The sequence below is a fragment of the Halobacillus alkaliphilus genome, from assembly GCF_900113125.1.
GTDB classification, from domain to species: Bacteria; Bacillota; Bacilli; order Bacillales; family Halobacillaceae; genus Halobacillus; species Halobacillus alkaliphilus.
The window spans coordinates 1-22,125 of record NZ_FOOG01000010.1; the positions used below are offsets into that span (position 1 = coordinate 1).

Consider the following 22,125-nt stretch of genomic DNA (forward strand, 5'->3'; position numbering starts at 1 on the left):
CCAAAGACTTAAATTCCGTCGAGGGTCTAAGAAAGCGAGAGTTGCCATCGCCCGGACATTACTTGTGATCGTGTACCACCTATTAACCAAAAGAGAAATGTACAAAGAACAAGGGGCAAACCATTATAACCAACAAGCATTAGAAGCAAAAAAACAAAAGGCAATTAAGAGTCTTCAACGTTTAGGTTTTGTAGTCGACTTATCGCCACAGTCGGCTTAGAGAAGAATAATGAAATAAATATCAAAGTGATTCAGGGATTTTTAAAAAAGTAATAAGATCCCCTTTATTTAGTGCGGTCTTAAAGCTGTAATTATTTTCAGGGTAGCCAATTTTAAAAAAAGACGGTACCTCAAATGTGCAGGTGCCGTCTTTTTTACGATTATTCACATGGCTTACCAGCTGAAATAAGCAGCTGCATCTTTACCAGATAAGTAAGCACTCTCCAGGCGGGTACGCTTGGCTTCATCATTTTCTCTAAGAAATGCATCTCCCGCAGCTACAAGTGTGCCTTCTCCAGATAGATCTAAATAGGAAGATTGGACAACATTTTTTGCCTGAGCGTAACGCCAGCGTTTCAACTGTTCGGATTCGAGGTCTTTCCAATCTAAGTAAGAAACCGCCTTTTCTTTAATTAAAGAAAGTACATAGTCTTCCCCGTAGTATTTCCTGGACCAGTCTGGTTTCATATAGATACTGACTGTGGTTTCCTTTGAAATCCCTTTTTTCTCGTGGTCCACCATTCGTTCCATTCCTTCTGGAAGATCAGTATCCACATGACCGTCCTCAGGAAGATTTGTAGGATGATTGAACTTATAAATCCCTACATACGTTGGTTCAAACACTACTTTTTTCAATTGGTTATATACAGATGAATCCACACGTACTTCACTGTCTTTTAACAGCTCAATTATTTGAGGAACAGGCATAGTCAACAATACTTTTTCTGACTGCCACTCATTCCCATTCTCATCGTATAAGCGAAACCCACTTGTATTCTGGACGATTCGGGTCACCGTGGTATGTAGTGACGTTGGAATGCCTTTAGCCAGATGTTTAGCCAGGCTGTTCATACCGTCTACAGCTGTATAACGAGGGTACTCATCGCCAAACCATCGCTTAATCAGCCCTTGATCAAGCCATCCTTCAACCTCTTCTTCAAATTCCTTCGTTCTTACAGTGAAAAATTGAGCCCCATGGTCGGCTTTACCGCCAGCTACTCGTCTTGTTGCCAGACGTCCTCCGACACTCTTGCTTTTATCGACTAACAGAAGATCTTTTCTTCCTTGTTTTAAAAATCGATTGGCAGCTGTGATCCCGGAGAAGCCCGCGCCCACAATCGTAATCTCATAATTATTCATTCTTCCACCTCCATGTCTATTATAATTAATTTTCCACAAATATAGATATAGAACACATCCGAAAATATATTTGGAGATGTTCTTATTCTAACAGAAAATGTTTAAGCTACTTTAACCTTTTTACTTTTAATAACAGTACATAGCTGTTTACAAACTATTGGTATAATTAAAGTTAACCGTTTGCTAAAATTCCAAATAGAGATCCCCGTGTTACTGTAAAGAGTGAATACTAGGTTTTATCCGCATTCCACTGCCTTCAAATAGCTAATGAACCTTTATAGCTGTAACCTTCCATTTCTGAAACCTCTCTTTCTTGACACGGAGACTTTCGAGAAGAAATACGTTAGAATGAAGTCGGGATACAGAAGACTGTAGAGACGCATCTAATACCTGTTCCGCTGTACCTTCAAGCCTATCATCCGGACAGCCTATATTTATAGTTATCATTAGGTATTAACAATCAGGTTTCGACCTCCACGTTCCAACCATAATATAGACCAGCTTTCGTTGGAGACTGGTCATTAGTCATACGAGAAATTTCTTTTTAATCGAAGAATTAAACGTAGATTTGACTGGCCTTTTTCTCAATCGCCTAAGGAGCCAGTCATAATTTCCAGACGAAACTACTCAAATCCCTATATAGTTGAACCCCACAAACATCCAAGGAGCAGTGAAAATGGATCAAAAATCAATTCACATCATTGAACACTCAATAAAATTATTTGCAAAAAAAGGATTTAGCTCCACTTCCGTTCAGGAAATTGCTAATGAATGCGGTATTTCAAAAGGTGCTTTTTATTTACACTTCAAATCAAAAGATGCTCTTTTACTAGAAATATTTAACCATTACTTTCAAAATATACAGAAAAAGACGGATGCTATCCAGTCCCTTGATTTGGAACCAAGAGCTAAGTTTATGAAACAAATGACCGTCACATTTCAGGAAATTGCCGAACATAGAGAATTTATTATTATGCAGATCAGAGAGCAGGCAATTCCTTTTAATGACAACATAGAAGCTTTCCTCACTCAAATGCGCTTCAATTCATACTTATTTTACAAAAGGCATCTTCTTTCCATATATGGTAAAGAAATCGATTCAGTTATTTGGGAAGTAAGCCTTCTGCTTCAAGGTATATTTAAAGCCTTTTTAGATTTAATTATTATTGAGAACGTCCAAATGGATGTAGAAGAGTTATCTCAAGCCATGCTGAGGCGAATGGATTTTATTGTAGATGGGTTTAAACATAGCGGGGACCAGCCGGTCATCACCGAAGAACTTATGAGCGGTCTTATTCCTAAAGAATTTTTTCATCACGAACTAGATGATATTATAGATACCCTGGTTCAATTGAGAGAGTCATCAGATGGAGACATTGAAGTAACCATTTCCGTTCTACTGGATGAAATACAAAAAATGGAGCCACGACCGGCTATCCTAAAAGGAATGTTAGCTAATTTAGAAGGATTGCAGTCCTACCAGGGCATTGCTGGACAAATCCGAACATTTTTTCAACTATAGCTTCTTCCTATACAAGAAGACGCCTTCCGAATAGGAGGCGTCTTTACTTAATGACTTTCAAATGTTTCGGCTTCTATCACTTCGTCCAGGACAGGATAAACAGACTCTACACCATCTTCAGCAACGGAGCAAGCTACACCGAGCGGAGTTTTCCAAAAGGATTCCGGAATATAAGGATTTTTAAGTCCTGCCGGTTGAAATAAAGCGCGGTAAATTCGTGACAGATGCTGACTGGTTTCTTGAGGTTCCCTTTCTCTTTCGCCACGAGCCAGTAGAAAAACATAGCGCATGGACTGAAACAAATTGTCGCCAGGCATGAATGTATATTCCTTAAAAAATTTCAACTGTTTCAGAGATTCCTCTTTTAAACCCGACTTAATAGCAAGATCATCCAAGTGCTCATGCAGATGGTTATAAACTTGCTGAAAGATCCGTCGCTTCTCATCCTGCATAACTTTATCCGTGTAAATCTCCTGCAACTTCTCATAAGCCTTATCTTTTGTCCAGCTCACTGCTCCATCACCTCATATTATTAATTATTCCTCTCTTATTTCCTTCTCAAATCCAAATTGACGAGCTTCGAGTTCAACCGATTGATGTAAGAGCGGAATATCATCAGAGTCTTCCTTTAAATGATCAGCGATTTTAGGAACCAGCTTATTCCATACCATTGGATTTGCGGCCATAGCTTGAAACAAAGCCAATTCATTACTCGTCCAGCTTCGTAAGCTTTGAATGTAATTCAGAGTTAACTGGAATCCGGGAAGCAGCTGGGCATCTCTCTTTTCCTGAAAGATTCTCATGACTTCCTCCCAGCTTTCACCTTCTTCATAAAGCTCAATAGACTCCGCTAAAAGAAAAGCCTGCATAAATGCATCATTAATGCCAAGGCCTGTACTAGGGTCTTTACTGTGGCCAGCATCCCCAATCAGTGCCCACCCCTTACCGTAGGCCTGTCTAAAGAAATTAGGCATGCCGGAGGTGCCTATAATTTTACCTTGTAAAGAAGCGCCTGCTAAGCGTCTCTCCATTCCGTAAAGTTTTTTATACATGGATTCAAATTGTGCCTGCGGATCCTTCATCATTGTTTTAAATTCCTCTGGATGCACTTCCAGCCCAAGACAATCTCTTCCTTTCTCCATAGGAAAAAGAAAGCCAATTCTTCCTTCGTGTAGAAATATCTCTGTGACAGGTTCGGCAAGTGGCTCTACCCCTTCATAATACCCGTAAAGAACAGGCCGCAGCGCTCCTTGATTATGGTACTCCTCTGCCGCTGCCCATTTTGCGATATTAGAGTATTTACCATCCGCACCTACAACTAAATCTCCATAATAAGAAGAACTTCCAAGTTTTTGATCCACAGAGACTCCGACCACCTTATCACCTTCCCATAGAAGATTGCGAACAGTGGTGGATGGTTGAAAGGTAACACCCTCATATCTTTCCGCTTCTTCTAAAAGAATGTGATCTAAATGATCGCGTTTAGGAATGATCGTGTAAGAAGATCTCGGTCCTTCGACAAAACTCTGCCCAATGTATGTGCGCATCCGGTTAATTTGCCGTAAACCTTTCGATTCCACTTTATCCAGGACACCGAGCTTCTTTAAATAATCTACATGTGACATATGATGGGTGGAAAGCGTATCGCTGGGAAAAGAGTTTTTATCCAGGAGTAACACGGTTTTCCCAAGCTTGCCGAGTTGGATGGCCAGGCTTGAACCGGCCACCCTTGATCCTACAATGATAACATCAAATCGATCGTTCATTATTTCAACTCACCTTTAATTAGTCATTTATTTCATCGTAACGGATACCCCTTCAAAAACTCTAGTTTCAGCCTTTGAGAAGATCATATTCTCTAGTTAAAGTAGAGGGTGAGATGAAAAAGAGGAAATAAGACAGCGCTTATTTCATTGATCTGTACACATCCTATTAAGGCAGCTCATTCCCGGCTGCAGTATAGAGTTCATACCATTCTTGTCTAGTTAACTCTATATCAGAAGCCTTCGCTATGTCTCTCATACGCTCTGTATTCATGGTGCCTACTACAGGCTGAATATTAGCTGGATGGCGTAGGATCCAGGCAATGGCGATGGCTGAATCTGTGACTCCATGCTTTTCTGCCAACTCTTTTAACTTCGAATTGACTTGCGGAAATGCCTTATTCCCAACGAATGGCCCTTCAATCATCCCATGTTGAAACGGGGACCATGCCTGAATAGATATATCATGTAAACGACAGTACTCTATGATACTTCCATCACGCATAACAGCTGGATCGTTTTGCATATTCACATTGAACCCAGCATCGATCATGGGTGTATGTACCACACTTAACTGCATCTGATTCACAATTAAATCTTCCTTCAAATACTTTTTCAATAGTTCGATCTGCATTGGATTTTGATTACTCACACCAAAATAGCGTACCTTCCCACTTTCTTTTAACAAAGTGAAAGCTTCAGCCACTTCTTCTGGCTCAAACAAAGCATCCGGGCGGTGCAGTAATAAACTATCTACATAATCTGTTTTCAGCCGTTTCAGGCTGCCTTCGACAGATTCAAGAATGTGATCTTTGGAAAAATCAAAATATCCATCACGAATGCCGCATTTTGTCTGCAGTTTCATTTTTTCACGAACATCATCATTCATGTCGATCGCCTCTGCAAAAACAGATTCGGATTCTCCTGCTCCGTAAATATCTGCGTGATCGAATAAATCGACTCCTGTGTCCATCGCATTTTCAATCACATATCGGGCATCTTTCTTTTCGAGTTTATTAATCCTCATACAGCCTAAAGAAATTTCCCCAACTTCTAATTCGCTGTTACCAAGCTTAAGCTTTCTCAAACTCCCACCTCTTCCTCATTGAATGGTTCTATCCTAACATTATTTTGAAAATAAAGTAATTGAAAACGTTTGATTATTAGAACCGTAACTCCTAATAAAAACCCCGCTCTAAAAATTTTTAGAGCGGGGTTTTACCTTCATCATTTAACTTTTTTCTTCAATAGGTTCATCAAATAAGTCCGTAAATTTAGCCACATTTTCGTAGCTGAATTCAAACGCCATTCTTACCTCGCCAAAGCCAGGCTGAAAGAAGTAGCCTTGCACTTCATAACTGCTTTTATTCTCTCTGACTTTAGTAAGATGAAAATAGCGCTGGATATATTGAGCCATTTCTTCCAGTTTTTTGTTTCGCACCTTTATCCACTGTTCTTTCAGTTCATCTGTGGGAAAGTCCGATTCCTTTAACATTTGATCACTCCTCTACGGAAATCAAAGCTCTGAAACTGTATATAATCATTATCATATAAGAGCTTACAGATATTTTCAACTGCTATTCAAGAATAAAATTTAGATATACCACGCATTCCTTCCTTATATTTAACACAAATAAGAAAGAGGGGCAAACTGGATAACAGGGAACGGCTGTTTTTTATTCATGGTAAGACCGGGCGTAAATCTTCACACCAGTGCTTATTCCGAGAGCTGCATGTTGGTCATCCGGAAGTTCCTCGACCTTTAGAAAGAAAAGGACGATAGTTCTGCCAGCTCACTTCTACGTCCAATCCAAAAAAGGATGAAAGCTGGTGGCTGGTAATCATTTTAGTTGTGTCTCCTGCGTTGAAGACTTCTCCTTCTTTAAGCAGTAAAGTTTTGTGGAAAGCCGGAAGAATTTCTTCTACATGATGAGTCACATAAATCATGGTGGGGGCATCTGGTTTTTTTGCAATCTCTTCGATGGATTCTAGTAACTTTTCGCGTGCAATAAAATCCAGGCCATTAGTGGGCTCATCGAGAATTAGGAGAGAAGGATCCGCCATTAATGCTCGTGCGATTAAAACCCGCTGTTTTTCCCCGCTTGATAGAGTTTCATAGTTTCGATTGGCATAGTCAATACATCCAGGGTCTTCAAGCAATGAAATGGCTTTCTGTCTCATGACGTCTGTAGGGGTTTCGTAAAGTCCTATGGAAGCAAACGCTCCGCTCAGCACCACTTCAAAAGCATTGTCTTCCTGGTGAATCTTCTGCTGAATGGCTGAAGATACAAAACCAATCTGTTTACGCAGTCGTTCCGCAAGATAGGTCTTCCCAAATTGCATACCTAATACATTAACCTCTCCCTTTGTTGCAAAGGTGTACGCATTTAGTAAATTAAGGATAAACGTTTTCCCTGAACCGTTCAGCCCTAAGAGGACCCAATGCTGACCTTCTTCAATATGCCAATTAATATTTTTTAGAATCCATCTGTCTCCTCGTCTCAAAGATACGTTTTCCATCTCCAGCACCATAGATGTGACTCCCTTCTATCCGACTACTATTTATATGAATTTATGTACGTATAATTCTCTGGAAGGAAAATTACTTTCCTTTCTAAAAGAATTGTTACTCCTTCATCTAACTAAGAGGCACAATTTTTCCAACGGGAAATATATAATCATAATTATTTCAAAATTCTTTAAAATTAACAAGTCATGACAGTACACACGAATCCCCGCAAAGACTCGTTCCCTGCAGGACCTAACTCTTTCACGAGATATCTCGAAATTGAGTCTTCAAGTAACGGGAGCTTATCTTTAAGAATGTAACACGGGAATTTAAAAGAACCTCTCATAAAAAAAAGACTCCCATTTTTGGGAGTCTTCTTAATTAATAACTTCTTTCTTCTTCAACTTCGTGGTTCTGATCTAAAATATAAAGTCTGCTTGGTTTGTTATCTTGAGCCATTTCTTCGGCTTTTGCTACTGCCGTATCACGCTCATCATACAAATCCGTAGGGGCAACATCTTCTATTTTGATCAACCAGCCTGTTACGTCTTTATTAGGTGCAACTGTGTATTCCTTCATGTCTATTCACTCCTTTTGCTGTACTTGCTAAACCATTCCCACCCCACTGTCATTTCAAACGTATTTGGATTTTGCACAAATAGTTTGACAATTAAGCATAAAACACTTTATAATTCCATACAAGTTAATGAATAGTTGAATATTAAAAAAACTCTTATCGAGAGTGGCAGAGGGACTAGGCCCTGTGACGCCCGGCAACCTTCAAGGGAGATACTTGAAAAGGTGCTAATTCCTACAGATCTATGGATCTGGAAGATAAGTGGAGGAACTGATTGTTACGCCCTCTTCTTACTTAAGAAGTGGGCTTTTTATTTTTAGAATTGATCAATGATAAATTTAGGGAGGATTATTAATGACATTACCTTTTCACAAATTTGGACCTGAAACCTTATTGCTTCATGGAGGACAGCAGCCGGACCCGGCTACTGGCTCACGTGCCGTTCCTATTTACCAGACCACCTCTTACGTTTTTAATGACACCGATCATGCTCAAAACTTATTTTCATTAGCAGAGCCTGGTAACATTTACACGCGAATTATGAACCCAACTGTTGATGTATTAGAACAACGCATTGCTTTACTTGAGGATGGTGCTGCGGCTGTAGCTACCGCTTCAGGCATGTCTGCCATAACGATGGCCATTTTAAATATTGCCAGCGCTGGAGATGAGATTGTAGCCTCTTCTCATTTATATGGGGGAACATATAACTTGTTCGTACACACACTTCCTAAATATGGAATTACTGTTCATTTTATTGAAGGAACCAGCCCAGAAGATTTCCAAAAAGCGGTCACCCCTAAAACGAAAGCTATTTTTGCTGAAACGATCGGTAATCCGAGCTTAAATGTGCTGGATATTGAAGCAGTTGCTGATGTAGCTCACGAACATCATATTCCTCTTATTATCGATAACACGTTTGCTACTCCTTACATTTGCAAACCGATCAGCTGGGGAGCGGATATTGTCATTCACTCGGCTACGAAATGGATTGGTGGTCACGGAACGACAATCGGCGGGCTGGTAGTAGACAGCGGGCGCTTCAACTGGAATCATGAAAAATTCCCTGGATTCACGGAACCTGATGAAAGTTATCACGGCGTCCGCTTTGGTCTCGATGTAGGTCCTGCCGGCTACGCTGTTAAGTTGAGAGTGCAGCTGCTCCGTGACACGGGCGCCTGCTTAAGTCCTCATAACGCATTCTTGCTGCTTCAAGGTCTCGAAACCCTTCATTTAAGAATTACTAAACACTCTGATCAGGCTCTTGAGGTTGCTGAATACCTGCAGTCTCATGAAGGCGTTGAATGGGTGAATTTCCCCGGACTCTCTGATCATCCAACACACCCGCTTACTAAGAAATACTTTAGTTATGGATACGGATCGATCGTCGTATTCGGCATTAAAGGTGGACGTGAGGCAGGAAAAAAACTGATTGATCAAGCAAACCTATGGTCTCACGTAGCCAATGTTGGGGATGCAAAATCACTAATTATTCACCCTGCCTCTACCACGCACCAACAGTTAAGTGATGAGAATCTAGAAAAATCCGGGGTAACGGAAGAATTAGTGCGCCTGTCTGTAGGGCTTGAATCAATAGAAGATCTAATAGCTGAGCTGGATGCTGGCCTTAAAGAAGCCACCGGTTTCTCAAAACCTTATCATAACGCTAAGACCCTTGTAGAAGAGACACTGACGTCATCGTTGGATCGTTCGAATAATGAACTGCGTCAGAGAGTGATCGCTATTACAGGAACTGCTTCCAACGATGAACTTTCAAGCGAAGCGAAGAAGCTTTCACGTTTAGGTTTTCAGGTTGTGGAAACGGAAAACATTGAAGACCTTAAATCTTCCAACCTGCCTGTGGTAGATGTTCTTTATACAAGAGTGCTCGATAAAGATTTGATCCATGCAGCTCAAGAGATTCATCCTCGCTTGTTATGGTCAAGAGAATCGGTATCGGAAGATCAGGATAATCTGGTTAAAGGACTCAGTCTTTATGAATCTATTGTAGCTTTACGTTCCGGGCAGTCTTATACGGAAACGCCACTCTCTGTCTAAACTGGAAAGGAGGCATGAACATGTCTGTAAAAAATCCCACCAGCTATCAGTCTCAGAATAAAACAATCTCAATTGGTTCTTTTACATTTGAATCTGGTGATCAATTGCAAAATGTAGAACTGGCCTATGAACGATTCGGACCACCTGGTGCTCCAACTATTTTAATTTGCCATGCGTTAACAGGAAACCAGTATGCGGTCGGTTCTGAGGAACAGCCTGGCTGGTGGGCCGGATTGATTGGCAGAGGACTACCGATTGATACTTCTCAGTTTCAGGTTATAACCTTTAATGTATTAGGTGGATGCCACGGGTCTACTGGTCCAGCCAGTTTAGACCCGGAAACTGGTGAACCATACCGATTAAGCTTCCCGCCAGTAACTGTTCGTGATATCGTCCATTCACAGTGGAAGGCTTTACGTGAACTTGGAATCGATCGCCTCCATGCTGTCGCTGGTGGATCTCTCGGTGGTATGCAAGCCTATGAATGGGGACTGCTCTATCCGACTTTTATGAAACAGCTCTTTATTCTTGCTGCGACTCCTTATTTAAGTGACTATGGAATTGCTTTTAATCATATCGGAGCACGTGCCATTAAGGATGACCCCTCATTTAACCATGGAAACTACCCTTCGAACCAACACCTCAAAGGATTCGAAATTGCAAGAATGGCGGGGATGATCACTTACCGGAGCCAAACCCTTTTCCAAAAGCGGTTTGATCGGAATCAAAAAGAAGATGCATCCTATGATATTCAGTCATATCTAGACTATCAAGGCGATAAAATTAAAGATCGCTTTGATGCTAACAGTTATTTATATTTACTGGAAGCTATGAATCACCATGATATCGGGCGAGGTCGAGGTGGCTGGAAGCAGGCGTCCCAGCATTACGAAGCGGAAGTATACACACTAAGTTTTGAACATGACCTGCTTTACCCATTTGATTTTATTAAAAGCTTCAGCGACCATGTCCCAGGGAGTGAACACTTTCACTCGGATACCGACTATGGACATGATGGGTTTTTAGTTGAGTTCAATGGCTGGGCTTCCTGGATTGGGAATAAAATCAACTAGTTTCGCTATTTCAACACAAAAAAAGCAGTCTGGCGAAAGGATACGCCCAGGCTGCTTTTTTTGCTTAATTTAATTCACTAACCGTCACAAATGTATAGCCTTCCTGCTTTAATGACTTCACAATTAATTCTACAGCTTCATCCATAGACGGTTGAAGGTCATGGAGTAAAATAATAGAACCATCTTCCACTTGAGATAAGACATTCTCTGCTACTTGAGAAGGTTCTAGTTTTTGCCACCCCTTTACTTCTACAGTCCAAGGCACAGTACTAATCTCTTTTTTGTAGTTAACAGGAGGGCGATCTCCAAATGGCAGACGGATAATATCAGGCTTTTGTCCAGTTACCTGTTTGATAATCTGCTGGGTTGAATCTATTTGCTGCGTCACTTCTTTTTGCGGTAAGCGGGATAAGCGAGGATGATCCCATGTATGATTTCCTATTTCGTGACCCGCTTCAGCTACTTGCTTGGCAACTTCAGGATAGTAACTAATCCGTTTTCCTATCATAAAAAAAGTAGCACGAGCTTCGTACTCGCTTAATGTTTCAAGAATATTGGCTGTCACCTCAGGATGAGGACCATCGTCAAATGTGAGAGCAACCTCTTTTCCCCCCGAACGTCCATGTTTTGAACGGTAATCCTCAGCAGAGAAAGTTGGGTCTTCTTCTTTATAAGTCGGCTCTTCCTTTTTGATGTTTCCAGTCAATTCTAATGCATTTGCATATTCGGGACGCAACAATTCATTTACAGCTTTCTTCCCAAGCACAATCTTTTGAGGAAAATCAGCTACACCATTGATATAAATAGCAATTCCTTCTCCGGTCAAAGCAATATGAAGATTGTTATTAAAAATTGTTTTTAACGCGCTTTTCATATTTTCCGAGTAGTTCCCATCTTCCTTCAGGGCATCAGCAGTAAATTCCACAAGTCGATCAATATAAGGAAGGTCTTCCTTAAACAACTCTTTCGATTCAATGCGTTTTCCGTTCTCTTTATCGAAATTTATAGTGGTTTTTTTAATGACCGGCTCCCCTGGTACTACATCCATTGTTTCTTCAAACTGCACCACGAAAAAACGATGATCCTGGTGCAATACTTCATAATCGATGTGCAATTCATGGGAAGATTTAACTTCATTTTCCTGTAAGGCCTTATAGCTCTCTTTTTTAAAAGCTGCCTTTTTCTGGTTTACATAGTCTATTATGGTTTGATTAATTTGATTATTCGGAGTGTCTGGGTAATGGACTGTAATATGGTATTCTTCAAATTCTACAATTTCCGTTTGTATATTTACGTCATAGATGGGCTCTGCCTGACTGATTTTGGAATTCTCATTAGCACTCGCAATGAAAGAGCAGCCTGCCATTAACAGTAAGCTAAAAAGAGCCATGTATATAATAATAGGTTTCATTAGTCGTACCTCTTTGTTAGTTTTTTGGCACCACCTATTGTAACACAAATGTAATGTTGTATTAGTGTATTTGTTATTTTCAGATTAATCCGCCAGCTATAAGCTTGTACGAACATCCCATAATTCAGGAAAGAATCTGTGGTCAAGCACTTTTTTCAAATAACCCACTCCTGAGGAGCCTCCAGTACCCGTTTTATGGCCAATGATTCTCTCCACCGTTTTCATATGGCGGAAACGCCATTGCTGTAGGCGATCCTCAATATCAACCAGTTTTTCAGCCAACTGGTATAAATCCCAATACTTATCTACATTTTTATATACTTTCATCCACGCTTCTTCTACAGTAGGGTCTTTTTCGTATAACTTCGTATAATCGCGATGAAGAACATCTGAACTAATATTCAAACCAGCTTCTGCTAATTTTTGTATAGCGGCATCATAAATTCCGGGAGATTCATAAGCTTGAGTGAGTTCTTCATGGAGCTCAGGCGATTTCTGATAAATTTTCAATACATGAGGGGTTTTATAGCCTAAGGCAAATTCAACCATTCTATATTGATAGGATTGAAACCCAGAAGCCTGTCCCAGCTTGTCTCGAAATTCTATATATTCAGCAGGAGTCAGAGTGGAAAGAACATCCCATGCATGAATAATCTGCACTTGAATATTAGAAACCCTGGCAAGCATCTTAAACGCAGAAGCCAATTCACCTTTCTGAATGGCATGGATCGATTCAGTTAGCTCATGCAGAATCAACTTCATCCATAATTCACTTACCTGATGAATGATGATGAACAGCATTTCGTCATGATGAGATGACAAACGCTTTTGAGCAGACAGCAATTCGTCTAAATGCAGGTATTCGCCATAGGTCATGCGTTCTTTAAAATCCGTATGAACCTTTTCATTCTCTTTAGAGTCCTGTTCACTCACAGTCCTTGCTCCTTTCCATTTATTCTAGGATTCCACGCTCCGGGATGTTCTTATAAGTCATCGGCAAAAACTCAGTATGAACCATACCTTCATACATTAACACCGTTCCTAACATGCCGAATTCAACATGGACATGCACCCGGTAAGCTTCCTGATCTTCATCATAATGTTCGTATACAGAGGTTGTAGGTCCTGGCACCTGAAACTTATTTTGATATGAGGTTTGTACGGATTCCATGTACAATCCCCCTTCTGCCGTTACATGAAGGTCAAGCTCCGTTTGAAGAAGAGCAGATTTCCCTAAGTCATCTATAATTTTCTGCTTTTCTTCATCAAAGCGCATTGCTGCATCAAATCCCCGGATGGAATAAGGAAAGAAAAAACGCCGTATCCAACTCATGGTTTCTCTTCCTTGATCATCTCGATAGGCATAGTTTTCAAGAGTAAAAGGAACCTGCTTCCCTCTTTCAGCAAAGACCAGGTGGTCAAAGTTTCCTAAAAGGAAAAATGGCCGTAGAACTGGATGAGTCCCGCGAATTTCAGTCATTCTTCCCTGTCCGAGCATCATTAAATTATCTTCGCTTGTGATACCGTATTTTTTCTGCATCGCAGGATGTAATTGATAAAACTGCTCTCCTAAAGCTTTTTGGTAAATGGATTTCATTGTTTATGACCTCCTTCAAACATATATGTATACCATGGTGTGTTGTTAACATACTTTTCATCATTATTGAATACAATTTTATTTAGAGAAGCACTCAATGACTGCGGTCTTTTCTCGGGCTATATTAGCATTATAGCACAAGGAAGCGGATACACGATGGATGCAAATAAGACCTGCCAAGGCAGGTCTTTATCACGAATTCAGTGCACTAAAAAGCTTTTCAATATTAATATCGGCCAGGAATGCTTTTCACATAACCTCTTCAGCAAAATCACTGACTGAATATCCTTTTTGCTGTTTCATAATCCAGCCTTGCTTTTGAAGCTGATTAAACAATTTCTGAATGTGTTTCTCTGGCCACTCGGAAAGTAAGCCAAACCATCTTGTTTCATGCAAGTTCAGAGTCCTGAGTTTGTTTGTAGCCTTTCCGGCCAGCACGTGAACAAGGATATGAGCGGGATAATCCGTACCATAGTAATAGATTAAATCCAGAATTTGTTGAGTGTAAGCATAGGTTACCGGTCTTCCTTTAATTGTAATAATGACATCGTCTTCTCCATAACGAACCTCTTCCAATTTTGCTTTAAGCTCTTCCAGTACATGACTGGTCATCGGGTAAACGTTCTCAGGTACCAGCTGCAGCCATTCCGGCAGTTCTTTCAGCATCCGAACATCATCAAGTTCGACACTCGACAGCCAGCACAGTTCTGAAGACGAGGTGCGCTCTGGAATAATTGTTCGGCTCAGCTTATCATACATATATAAGAGTGGATAGGCGGAAAGATTAGCTTCCTCCGGCTGATAAAGTTCGATCTGATGCACCAGCTGCATACTTTCTTCAAGTTTTTTACGTGCAGCTCCCAATTGCTTTTTTAAGGCTCTTAATTGGAGAAGCTGTTCAAGCAGCGTTTCATTCTGCTTAGCTATCCTGTTGAATTGCTCCTCAATTGTAACCATACGCTTCCGCGCACGTTCTTCATTAAATTCCTCTTCAAAATAAACTCTGTCCTCATCTACTTGATAATAAAGACAGCAATCACATGTTTCACAATAACAACAGATAGTACGGTTAGCTGAATCGAATTCCAAATGCTTTTCGTGTGGACAGCTGTTGTCTGGATTCTGCAGCCACTTTTCTGGCAGTGACCGGAAAGGACGCATAACAATTCCTACTCGGTGACGCCAATAAGCGATATCTTCAGGGTATTTAATTACAGATAGAAGCGCAGATTGATTCATGACTTCAACAGCGTCCATAACTTCTCTCTTTTCATGGAAAAGCTTAACGATTGGGTGGCTGTGAAAAGCTATTGTGATTTTTGTGAGCCAGTAATCGCGTGAATATTCGCTTATATCTGCTAAGAATCTGTAGTCTTCCAGCACTTCTGCAATATGCTCATTCAACTGTTCAGAAGACAATTGGGTGAAATCTGTTTTATAAATATAGGACTCTTTTAAAGGTAGTCCATGTTCTTCAGACAACGGGCTCCATAAGAAAAGTTCTGGGCGCAATAAATGTGGATATACCGTTTCGTCTTTTTGCAGTGATACAGGCAGAACCGCTTCACCTGAAATCCCCAAATAACGACGAATTGGGGCAGCATCTATACTCATGTGCTCCATTTGATCGAAAATCGTATCATTCAATCTTGACAATAACCCCCGTTCAAATTTATGACCGACCGATCGAATAAACTTGTTTTTCTTTCCAATCGGTGCAAGCACAATGGATGGATAACGTTCATCCTGATAAATAATCGTCTCTGGCAGTCCCATAATGATTCCCCTTTTGAATGAAGGATTTACTACTATTATAGAAAAAGTATTACAGAGTACCAACAATTATTAGTAAAATGGGCTCAAACTGTTAATATTTCCACTGGATACCCAATAAATAAGCCTGTCTCTATAACTCCAGGAATGGAACGTAGTCGATTTTCAAGATCATTATCCACCGTCTCCTCTAATGTCATATCCAAAATTAAATTTCCCGATTCAGTAATGACAGGGCCATCTTTCCCTTTAGCCATTCTTAATTTAAGTTTTGCCTTCATCATATCTTTAAGTTTTGTTTCTACCAGGTGAAGCGCTCTTGGATCCAATTCAATCGGCAAAGCAAATTTTTCCCCCAGTCTAGAAACGAATTTACTTCCATCTACTAAAATGTACGTTTTTGGAGAGCTAGCCATCACTAGTTTTTCTGCAAACATAGCTCCGCCTCTTCCTTTAATTAACCTATTATCAGTATCAACCTCATCCGCTCCGTCAAATCCCCAATCTGGACGGCTGTTCATAAGATCAGTAGTCTTTAGTCCTAATGTAGCACAGTTTAATGAGGCTTCATGAGAGGTTGGGATTGCAGATATATCAAGTCCTTCCTTCTGCACTCTGGCAGCGATCGCTTTTAGTGCCAGATAAGAAGTGGAGCCGGAGCCTACCCCGATCACATCTCCATTCTTTACCATCTCACTCACTTGACCAGCAGCTTGTTCTTTTTGATCTTTATTTGAAATTTCTCCAGACCAGCTCTCTTGAACTGCAGATTGATTTTGCCATTTCAAAGATATCACCTCTTCCACTTGGTATTCCCGAAAATATGGATAAACAAGCATTAGACTCTGATCAAAGTGTAACAAATATGTAGCCTTCTAAAGCATGTTTAAGTGGAATGATTACAAAATCATGTAATCTTTTACTTTAAATTTACATATGTTTTATAAAAACTCCTCTTTTTCAGTAACAAAGGATGATGAAATTGAAACGAGTGTACGTGAAGCTAATTATCTTTTACCTCATTCTTTTACTATTGTTTCTATTATTATGAATACAACGCAGGCTATGGTTTTAGAGGAAAAATTTAATTAACAAGGTCATGCTTAAAAGCATAGATAACCGCCTGGGTTCTGTCATGAACTTCTAGCTTCCCAAGAATATTGCTAACGTGGACCTTCACTGTTTTCAGCGCTATAAACAGTTGGTCAGAGATTTCCTGATTCGTTTTCCCCTCAGTCATCAGCAGTAGAATTTCCATTTCTCGTGCCGTGAGCTGCTCATAGAGATGATGAGATTGAGGAGTTCTCATCTTATTCATAATTTTCCCCGTCACTTCAGGCTCAAGAATCGACTGTCCTTCATAGGTAGACCGGATCGCTTTAGCAATTTCCTCAGCCTTTGAGGTTTTAAGCATATAACTGACCGCTCCAGCTTCCAGTGCTGGATAAACCTTTTCATCATCTAAGAAACTGGTAACAATAATTATTTTAGCCTCGGGCCATTCCTCAACAATGAGCCTAGTCGCTTCTATTCCATCCATTTCTTTCATCACCAGATCCATAAGGATAATGTCCGGGCGATGTTGCAGGGCTAATTCGACTGCCTTGCTTCCATCACTCGCTTCTGCGATAACCTCAATATCTGACTGTGCTGTTAAATATGCTGACACTCCAATTCTTACCATTTCATGATCATCCGCAAACAAAACCGTTATCATTGCATCTCCCCTCCGTCTTTACGATAAGGAATTTTAACCTCAAGTCTTGTACCTTCTTCTTTTAAACTTACGATTTTCAAAGTGCCTCCCACCTCAAAAGCACGCTCTTGCATGGTTTGAAGTCCATAGGAACTCGTTTTTTTCTCTTCTACTGCAAAACCTACTCCATTATCTGCGACTCTCAAAATGATATTCCCATCCCGTTCGATCAACATGACGGTTAAAGTACTTGCTTTCGCATGCCTAAGCGTATTTGATACAGATTCTTGAAGTATTCGAAATAACTGATCTTCTATGCCTTTGTCTACCACAAGTGACTCTACGGTCCACTCAATATCCATAGGAACTTTTTGAGTCAGCTCATACAGCAGTTCTTCTGCCCCTTCTGATAATGTTTTATTGTTCAGTGCTGCCGGTCTCAAATGAAGCAGCAGAGCTCTCATTTCCAGCTGAGATTGGTGAATCATTTTTTCTACCATTTGCATCTGTTTTCGCACAGTCCCGTCCGGCGGGTTCATATCGTTGATAGCGGACATCATCATGGAAGCAGCAAACAATTGCTGGCTTACGGAGTCGTGCAGTTCTCTAGCCAACCGATTTCTCTCCTGAATCACAACCTCCTGAAGACTTTTTTCTCTTTCTTCGGCACGCTCTGTCGATAACCTTTGAGCTAGTTTAGCTTGCCTTGTAAACTTATTTTCGATTTGTATAATTTTATTTTCTATTTCCTTCATTTCATATATATCTGATTCTTCATTGGTGACAGGATTTCCTCTTATTACCTCATCTAATTGATGTTCCACAGCGTGGATGCGCCTCCGCCACATCCACCCCTGTACAACACCCACTAAAAGACCTGAAGTGGTGGACATGGTAGTAATCAACAAACCATAAGGTAAATCCATGACTCGACGGCTCCATAGATCAGACCAGGCATCCAAGGGGAAAGCTATAAAGGTCAACCCGGATAAAACAATAGCGAATAGAAAGAATGTAATGAAGCTGCTTAGAATTTGACGCTGCCATATTGTCATATGCGCTTCACCTCGAGATCTCCGGAAAAGATAGACGTAATAATCTTCACCCTCGGTTTTGCCGCCGTGTAATCAGAAGTGCGAAAGGATACATACTGGTTCAGAACCTTCGTTTTTTTATGTTGAAAAATAGCTGCACGACCAATAACCGCGCTGTGCTGGATACTTACTTCCACTTCATAAGGAACATAAACAAAAATATTACCAGCCAGGTGACGTATGGATATCACAGCTTCATCATGAGGCAGTACGGTTTGACTTAAATCTATAATGCGGTCCCCAAATCCTCCATGAATATTTACGTCCTGCCATTTGTACGATTGATTTGGAGTGGATTGATCTCCAAAGAATTTCTGCGCTAGTAATGGCTCATTGTAAGGAATTTCCTCATTGGTATTTATAATTTCCGGTTTCAGTTGTTCAGGTTCTTTTTTTGATTTGTAATAGTTATGAATAAACAATAGGAGTACTGCTAAGATAAGGAACCTGACCGCAATCATACTCAAAACGGTTAACATTAAGCTTACGGCACCAATCCAAAAGAGAATTTTCCTCCAGAAAACGTAATACTTTTTCCAGCCTATATAAATGAGAAGACTGGAAAATAAAACAGAAAACACGAGTCCCCCATTAAAAAAAACCACTTCAATAATAAGGAGGATCACCCCTATGATTAATAAAGTGTTAATTGCATCTGTTGATAGACGTTTAAACATAAAGGCCATCCTCCTTTTCTATCCCGAGATTGTGAAAAAGACGCAGTACTCTGCGTCTTTTATCATATCACGATTCTTATTTGACAGTAACTTCCTCTGTATCCTTCATATCTTTTTCAAGCTGCGAGATTTTGCTATCAAACGTGTTGCGGTAATAGGAACTGTTTACTTTGTACTCCAGGTCTTCGATATAGCGGTCCATTTCTGAGAATTTAGAGTATGGCTTGTCCGCCGTATCTTCAATAACCTGATTCATCTGATGGTGAGCTCTTGCAACATTCTCCCGGCCCATAAGCTCCATTCGTTTCAAGTGCATGTCCTTTAATTTATGTTTCATCTGTTCATATTTTCGTTCAAGCGACTCGAGTTGCTCGATGGCCTCCTGGCGCGCGAATTCTAACCGTTCTGCTCGCTTCTCATATTCTTCCTGCTCTTTCTTTGCAAATTCATACATCTCTGTTTCCTGAGCTTTTCCAGCAACTTCAGCCTGGCCCCTGCGTTTTTCTGCCATGTCTTGAGCTTTTTGATATTCCCTTGCAAACTCGTCTTTCAAACGATATTGACGTTCTACAAGCTTGCGTACTTTTTCAGTCTCTTTCTCACTTTCGCGCAAATAGTGGTTAAGCATGGCAATTGGATTCTTTTGTTCTTTTTGATCGAGTACCTCATGCAAATCCGCCGTAATGGAATCTTTCATGCGAGTAAATAAATTCCCCATTTTATAATCTCTCCTTTTATTTTACTTTTTTAACTCTGCCCATTGCCTTTCAAAATTTGTGAATGGATCATTAGATGTGAAGACTTCTGTCTCGCTTCCTCCCTTGTTATTCCAATGTTTGTAAATTAGGTAAAGGACATAGGCGGCTGCTAGTCCAATAACAGCGTACACATTGGAGACGGCTACACTTGTAATAATCAACCCCAGAACGACCCAGCCAATTTTCCCTGCTGTCGTCTCACTTTTCATAAATTTCTTAAACACTACATAAAGCAGCCACACACTAACTCCAAGCAGAATCATTGGCCCCAAGTTGGCAAGCAAAATCCCAAGAGCAATCAGCGCTGCTAAGAACAACAAAAACTTTTTCATTCTATTTTCCCTCCTTGTTGTTTTGTTGCTTCTATCATATCCAGAATAAAGCTCTTCCGTAATGAGCCTGAGATATATTCTGTTCTAAGACTAGAGGCTTATAATAATCCAAAAAAAAGATCAGGCTTTGTAAGCCTGATCCTTAGCATTATGTTGACTGCTGTTCTACTCTTATTGAATAACCCGTAAATCTCTCGAAGTTTTGGTTAATGTTTCGTATCCATCTTTTGTAACGAGTACATCATCTTCAAGCCGAACCCCGCCAAGATCCGGATCATAAATACCGGGTTCGATGGTATAGGTCATTCCTTCCCGTAACACTCCATCATTCAGGTGACTCATAGAAGGGAACTCATGTACATTAATTCCTAATCCATGACCAATTCGATGAGGAAACAATTTTCCATAGCCCGCCTTCGTAATAATATCTCTTGCTGTCTGGTCCAGATCACCAATTCGCGTACCTGGCTTACTAATCGAAAGGGAGGCTTCCAATGCTTCTTGTACCTTTTTATATATTTTCTCCTGTTCCTCGGAAACTGATTGATAAGCAAACGTTCTTGTAATATCAGATGTATAGCCTTTCCAAACAACTCCGAGATCGAAAAGAACAAAGTCCCCTGCTTTTAACTTGCGGTCGCCAGGGTTTCCATGAGGTTGTCCAGACTTCTCACCAAACAATACCATAGTTGAAAAAGACATCTCAGCGACCCCTTTTTTCTTCAACTCATATTCAATAGCTGCGAGAACTTCCATTTCGGTAATACCTTCCTGTAAAGTCTCAACCCCAACTTTCACTCCATAATCCGCCAATTCAGCGGCTTCACGCATGATAGCGATTTCTTCAGCATCCTTAACCACGCGCATTTCATTTAATTGAGGCTCAATGTCCACAACGGTAATATCATTAAATAATCCAAAAAAGGACTCACTCCGGCCGTAAGATAACACCTGTTTCTCAATTCCTGCCGTTTGTATATCACCAATCCCTTTTTTCTTCATCGACTGGTTAATTAAATCCCATGGATCTTCGTGGTCCGCATATCCAATAACTTCATATGTCCATCCCGCTTCTCGTATTTGTCCCTCTTCCATACCCGGGAGCACCGCGATCGGATCAGCTTCAGGAAATACCACAAGTCCAAGAAGCCTTTCATGAGGATCAGTTTGAAAACCTGTTAAGTAAAAAAAGTTTTCCGTAGAGTTTATAAAAGCAGCATCTATTTGTTTATTCCTTAAATAATGTGCAAACTTGTCTAATCTATGTTCCATACATCCCACTCCTTTTTCTATTTCATTTACCATGCCTATGATATACCAACCTTGTTCATAATCCAAATTGCGTCTCATTGATGAAGGTTTTACGACATTAGCCTGATTATTATTTTAATTTGGCAAGGCTTTCGATATAATAGCAAAAGATCGATAGATTTATATTGGAGGTCATTATATTGGATCGAACGCGCTTTTTTGTCCGTGTTTCAGCAATTTATGCTCTAATTGGAGCTTTCATGGGTTCCCATATGGCTGGGGGCGGGGGCTTGGAACTAAGTGCCATTCACGCCCACATTCTGGTGGTCGGCTGGTTATCCCTATTCGCTTTTGCTATATATTATAAAGTCTTTTCTATCCCTAAAGATTCCAAACTCTCGCTTATTCATGTTTGGAGTTCCTTTGTCGGTGTGCTGGGTCTTACTCTTGGCATGTTTCTCTACTACACCCAGCCAATTGAAGGCATGCGCACTTTTAACACTGTATTCTTTATTGTTGGAGGTACCATCCTCCTGATTGCTTTTGTAGTCTTTGCTATTATGACATTTGTTCATGGAAAAGTAATATCTGAAGATTGAACAATCTTCCGCTTACTTACTAATAAAGATTAAAAAAACATAAGAGGTTGAGAGCCAGTCCTTCCAACAGTCAAAG

Annotated in this window: 22 protein-coding genes, 1 pseudogene and 1 riboswitch; of the genes and pseudogenes, 5 read left to right on the top strand and 18 right to left on the bottom strand. The window is 40.4% G+C overall.

The window, feature by feature from the left end; all coding sequences use genetic code 11:
* Nucleotides 1-220: pseudogene (locus BMZ06_RS20625) on the top strand (IS110 family transposase); the annotation flags it as partial.
* Between the two features lie 173 nt (nt 221-393).
* Here BMZ06_RS20625 and BMZ06_RS07725 read toward each other — a convergent pair.
* Nucleotides 394-1,359, bottom strand: coding sequence for an NAD(P)/FAD-dependent oxidoreductase (locus BMZ06_RS07725; RefSeq protein WP_089751483.1), 966 nt, complete (start codon nt 1,357-1,359; stop codon nt 394-396).
* 676 nt (nt 1,360-2,035) lie between these two features.
* Here BMZ06_RS07725 and BMZ06_RS07735 point away from each other — a divergent pair.
* Nucleotides 2,036-2,881, top strand: coding sequence for a TetR/AcrR family transcriptional regulator (locus BMZ06_RS07735; RefSeq protein WP_089751485.1), 846 nt, complete (start codon nt 2,036-2,038; stop codon nt 2,879-2,881).
* 47 nt (nt 2,882-2,928) lie between these two features.
* Here BMZ06_RS07735 and BMZ06_RS07740 read toward each other — a convergent pair whose 3' ends face one another.
* The 6 genes from BMZ06_RS07740 to BMZ06_RS07765 all read right to left on the bottom strand — a co-directional run bounded on the left by BMZ06_RS07740 (nt 2,929) and on the right by BMZ06_RS07765 (nt 7,732).
* Entirely contained in the window at nt 2,929-3,393 is a 465-nt protein-coding gene (locus tag BMZ06_RS07740) for a hypothetical protein (protein ID WP_089751486.1), read from the bottom strand.
* Between the two features lie 24 nt (nt 3,394-3,417).
* On the bottom strand, nt 3,418-4,647 hold the full coding sequence (locus BMZ06_RS07745; RefSeq protein WP_089751487.1) for an NAD(P)/FAD-dependent oxidoreductase: 1,230 nt from the start codon (nt 4,645-4,647) through the stop codon (nt 3,418-3,420).
* A gap of 166 nt (nt 4,648-4,813) precedes the next feature.
* On the bottom strand, nt 4,814-5,731 hold the full coding sequence (locus tag BMZ06_RS07750) for an aldo/keto reductase (RefSeq protein WP_089751488.1): 918 nt from the start codon (nt 5,729-5,731) through the stop codon (nt 4,814-4,816).
* A gap of 144 nt (nt 5,732-5,875) precedes the next feature.
* Entirely contained in the window at nt 5,876-6,139 is a 264-nt protein-coding gene (locus BMZ06_RS07755) for a hypothetical protein (RefSeq protein ID WP_014645019.1), read from the bottom strand.
* A gap of 245 nt (nt 6,140-6,384) precedes the next feature.
* The gene (locus BMZ06_RS07760) at nt 6,385-7,176 is read right to left on the bottom strand and encodes an ABC transporter ATP-binding protein (protein ID WP_089751489.1); all 792 of its coding nucleotides are present in this window, start codon (nt 7,174-7,176) and stop codon (nt 6,385-6,387) included.
* Between the two features lie 358 nt (nt 7,177-7,534).
* Nucleotides 7,535-7,732: a DUF2188 domain-containing protein gene (locus BMZ06_RS07765; protein ID WP_014645022.1), complete on the bottom strand. Its 198-nt coding sequence runs from the start codon at nt 7,730-7,732 to the stop codon at nt 7,535-7,537.
* Nucleotides 7,733-7,883: 151 nt separating this feature from the next.
* A riboswitch (SAM riboswitch) is annotated at nt 7,884-7,994 on the top strand.
* A 90-nt stretch (nt 7,995-8,084) separates the two neighbouring features.
* On the opposite strand from BMZ06_RS07765, the gene BMZ06_RS07770 reads away from it, so the two are divergent.
* Nucleotides 8,085-9,788, top strand: a complete 1,704-nt coding sequence (locus BMZ06_RS07770; RefSeq protein ID WP_089751490.1) for an O-acetylhomoserine aminocarboxypropyltransferase/cysteine synthase family protein — start codon at nt 8,085-8,087, stop codon at nt 9,786-9,788.
* A gap of 20 nt (nt 9,789-9,808) precedes the next feature.
* Nucleotides 9,809-10,861 carry a homoserine O-acetyltransferase MetX gene (gene metX / locus BMZ06_RS07775; protein WP_089751491.1) on the top strand — a complete coding sequence of 351 codons (1,053 nt, stop codon included), beginning with the start codon at nt 9,809-9,811 and terminating at the stop codon, nt 10,859-10,861.
* Nucleotides 10,862-10,925: 64 nt separating this feature from the next.
* Here the strand turns inward: metX and BMZ06_RS07780 are convergent, their stop codons facing one another.
* The 11 genes from BMZ06_RS07780 to BMZ06_RS07830 form a co-directional block, all read right to left on the bottom strand.
* The gene (locus tag BMZ06_RS07780) at nt 10,926-12,272 is read right to left on the bottom strand and encodes a polysaccharide deacetylase family protein (protein ID WP_089751492.1); all 1,347 of its coding nucleotides are present in this window, start codon (nt 12,270-12,272) and stop codon (nt 10,926-10,928) included.
* Nucleotides 12,273-12,368: 96 nt separating this feature from the next.
* The gene (kynA, locus tag BMZ06_RS07785; protein ID WP_089751493.1) at nt 12,369-13,205 is read right to left on the bottom strand and encodes a tryptophan 2,3-dioxygenase; all 837 of its coding nucleotides are present in this window, start codon (nt 13,203-13,205) and stop codon (nt 12,369-12,371) included.
* Between the two features lie 19 nt (nt 13,206-13,224).
* Nucleotides 13,225-13,869 (bottom strand): DUF4166 domain-containing protein, encoded by a 645-nt coding sequence (locus BMZ06_RS07790; RefSeq protein ID WP_089751494.1) that lies wholly within the window; start codon nt 13,867-13,869, stop codon nt 13,225-13,227.
* 249 nt (nt 13,870-14,118) lie between these two features.
* Nucleotides 14,119-15,645 (bottom strand): RQC-minor-2 family DNA-binding protein, encoded by a 1,527-nt coding sequence (locus BMZ06_RS07795; RefSeq protein ID WP_089751495.1) that lies wholly within the window; start codon nt 15,643-15,645, stop codon nt 14,119-14,121.
* Nucleotides 15,646-15,728: 83 nt separating this feature from the next.
* The gene (gene rpiA, locus BMZ06_RS07800) at nt 15,729-16,430 is read right to left on the bottom strand and encodes a ribose 5-phosphate isomerase A (protein ID WP_089751583.1); all 702 of its coding nucleotides are present in this window, start codon (nt 16,428-16,430) and stop codon (nt 15,729-15,731) included.
* 296 nt (nt 16,431-16,726) lie between these two features.
* Nucleotides 16,727-17,359, bottom strand: a complete 633-nt coding sequence (locus BMZ06_RS07805) for a response regulator transcription factor (protein ID WP_089751496.1) — start codon at nt 17,357-17,359, stop codon at nt 16,727-16,729.
* Entirely contained in the window at nt 17,356-18,393 is a 1,038-nt protein-coding gene (locus tag BMZ06_RS07810) for a sensor histidine kinase (RefSeq protein WP_089751497.1), read from the bottom strand. Before BMZ06_RS07810 ends, BMZ06_RS07805 begins: the two co-directional genes overlap by 4 nt.
* On the bottom strand, nt 18,390-19,109 hold the full coding sequence (gene liaF, locus BMZ06_RS07815) for a cell wall-active antibiotics response protein LiaF (protein ID WP_089751498.1): 720 nt from the start codon (nt 19,107-19,109) through the stop codon (nt 18,390-18,392). The genes BMZ06_RS07810 and liaF overlap by 4 nt, the downstream gene beginning before the upstream one ends.
* Before the next feature lie 76 nt (nt 19,110-19,185).
* Nucleotides 19,186-19,827, bottom strand: coding sequence for a PspA/IM30 family protein (locus tag BMZ06_RS07820; RefSeq protein ID WP_089751499.1), 642 nt, complete (start codon nt 19,825-19,827; stop codon nt 19,186-19,188).
* A 21-nt stretch (nt 19,828-19,848) separates the two neighbouring features.
* On the bottom strand, nt 19,849-20,199 hold the full coding sequence (locus BMZ06_RS07825; protein ID WP_089751500.1) for a lmo0954 family membrane protein: 351 nt from the start codon (nt 20,197-20,199) through the stop codon (nt 19,849-19,851).
* Between the two features lie 171 nt (nt 20,200-20,370).
* Nucleotides 20,371-21,471, bottom strand: coding sequence for a M24 family metallopeptidase (locus BMZ06_RS07830; RefSeq protein WP_089751501.1), 1,101 nt, complete (start codon nt 21,469-21,471; stop codon nt 20,371-20,373).
* Nucleotides 21,472-21,650: 179 nt separating this feature from the next.
* Here BMZ06_RS07830 and BMZ06_RS07835 point away from each other — a divergent pair, with 179 nt between their 5' ends.
* Nucleotides 21,651-22,049 carry a hypothetical protein gene (locus BMZ06_RS07835; RefSeq protein WP_175477825.1) on the top strand — a complete coding sequence of 133 codons (399 nt, stop codon included), beginning with the start codon at nt 21,651-21,653 and terminating at the stop codon, nt 22,047-22,049.
* The last annotated feature ends 76 nt before the right edge of the window (nt 22,050-22,125 follow it).

What these genes read in the sequence shown, in the direction of transcription:
- BMZ06_RS07725 (WP_089751483.1), bottom strand. Translation starts at nt 1,359, where the DNA reads ATGAATAATTATGAGATTACGATTGTGGGCGCGGGCTTCTCCGGGATC.
- BMZ06_RS07735 (WP_089751485.1), top strand. Translation starts at nt 2,036, where the DNA reads ATGGATCAAAAATCAATTCACATCATTGAACACTCAATAAAATTATTT.
- BMZ06_RS07745 (WP_089751487.1), bottom strand. Translation starts at nt 4,647, where the DNA reads ATGAACGATCGATTTGATGTTATCATTGTAGGATCAAGGGTGGCCGGT.
- BMZ06_RS07755 (WP_014645019.1), bottom strand. Translation starts at nt 6,139, where the DNA reads ATGTTAAAGGAATCGGACTTTCCCACAGATGAACTGAAAGAACAGTGG.
- BMZ06_RS07760 (WP_089751489.1), bottom strand. Translation starts at nt 7,176, where the DNA reads ATGGTGCTGGAGATGGAAAACGTATCTTTGAGACGAGGAGACAGATGG.
- BMZ06_RS07765 (WP_014645022.1), bottom strand. Translation starts at nt 7,732, where the DNA reads ATGAAGGAATACACAGTTGCACCTAATAAAGACGTAACAGGCTGGTTG.
- BMZ06_RS07770 (WP_089751490.1), top strand. Translation starts at nt 8,085, where the DNA reads ATGACATTACCTTTTCACAAATTTGGACCTGAAACCTTATTGCTTCAT.
- metX (WP_089751491.1), top strand. Translation starts at nt 9,809, where the DNA reads ATGTCTGTAAAAAATCCCACCAGCTATCAGTCTCAGAATAAAACAATC.
- BMZ06_RS07780 (WP_089751492.1), bottom strand. Translation starts at nt 12,272, where the DNA reads ATGAAACCTATTATTATATACATGGCTCTTTTTAGCTTACTGTTAATG.
- BMZ06_RS07790 (WP_089751494.1), bottom strand. Translation starts at nt 13,869, where the DNA reads ATGAAATCCATTTACCAAAAAGCTTTAGGAGAGCAGTTTTATCAATTA.
- BMZ06_RS07795 (WP_089751495.1), bottom strand. Translation starts at nt 15,645, where the DNA reads ATGGGACTGCCAGAGACGATTATTTATCAGGATGAACGTTATCCATCC.
- BMZ06_RS07805 (WP_089751496.1), bottom strand. Translation starts at nt 17,359, where the DNA reads ATGATAACGGTTTTGTTTGCGGATGATCATGAAATGGTAAGAATTGGA.
- BMZ06_RS07810 (WP_089751497.1), bottom strand. Translation starts at nt 18,393, where the DNA reads ATGACAATATGGCAGCGTCAAATTCTAAGCAGCTTCATTACATTCTTT.
- liaF (WP_089751498.1), bottom strand. Translation starts at nt 19,109, where the DNA reads ATGTTTAAACGTCTATCAACAGATGCAATTAACACTTTATTAATCATA.
- BMZ06_RS07820 (WP_089751499.1), bottom strand. Translation starts at nt 19,827, where the DNA reads ATGGGGAATTTATTTACTCGCATGAAAGATTCCATTACGGCGGATTTG.
- BMZ06_RS07825 (WP_089751500.1), bottom strand. Translation starts at nt 20,199, where the DNA reads ATGAAAAAGTTTTTGTTGTTCTTAGCAGCGCTGATTGCTCTTGGGATT.
- BMZ06_RS07830 (WP_089751501.1), bottom strand. Translation starts at nt 21,471, where the DNA reads ATGGAACATAGATTAGACAAGTTTGCACATTATTTAAGGAATAAACAA.